1 protein-coding gene is annotated in these 518 nt (G+C 30.9%); it reads right to left on the bottom strand.

The genetic code is table 11. The features are described from left to right. Positions 1 to 61: 61 nt before the first annotated feature. Complete coding sequence (locus V7137_RS26640; protein ID WP_335700866.1) at positions 62 to 475, bottom strand: MerR family transcriptional regulator; 414 nt, start codon at positions 473 to 475, stop codon at positions 62 to 64. Positions 476 to 518: the final 43 nt, after the last annotated feature.

Here is a 518-nt window from a genome sequence, read left to right as displayed (position 1 = left end):
CCTTACTTAATGAATAAGTAAGGATTACACCTCCTGTTTTTTTACGAGTTAAATAATCTATTTAGCTAAATAGTAATAATAATGATTGAGCCAATGTAAGACCTTCCGACGATAATCTATTTACAAACTTTTCTTTTTGTTGATCGTTTAACTTTTGAAGAATGGGTTCCATTACATTAATTTCTTCTTTCAGATGCTGCATAATACTAGCAATCTGTTCAAAATGTTTTTCTACCTTTTGTTTATCAATGGTATTGTCTGATTTAATCAATTCAATCGAAGACTTTATTTCCTCAAGGGGCATATTTAGATTCTTATAATGCTCAATCATATTCAAAATCTTTATGCATTCTTCCCCGTACAATCGATAATTAGAATCCGTCCGAATAGGGTTTAGTAAGCCTATTTGGGTGTAATAATCAATTGTCCGTTTCGAAATATTCTTCAATTTCGCTATTTCACCAATTCGATACAACTCCCCAAATTACTCACCCCTTCCCAATTATATAATACTATTA

The organism is Neobacillus drentensis (assembly GCF_036962765.1).
Taxonomy (GTDB): Bacteria; Bacillota; Bacilli; order Bacillales; family Cytobacillaceae; genus Neobacillus; species Neobacillus drentensis_C.
Note: the sequence above shows the minus strand (reverse complement) of the source record. Positions and strands in the feature narration are given on the sequence as shown.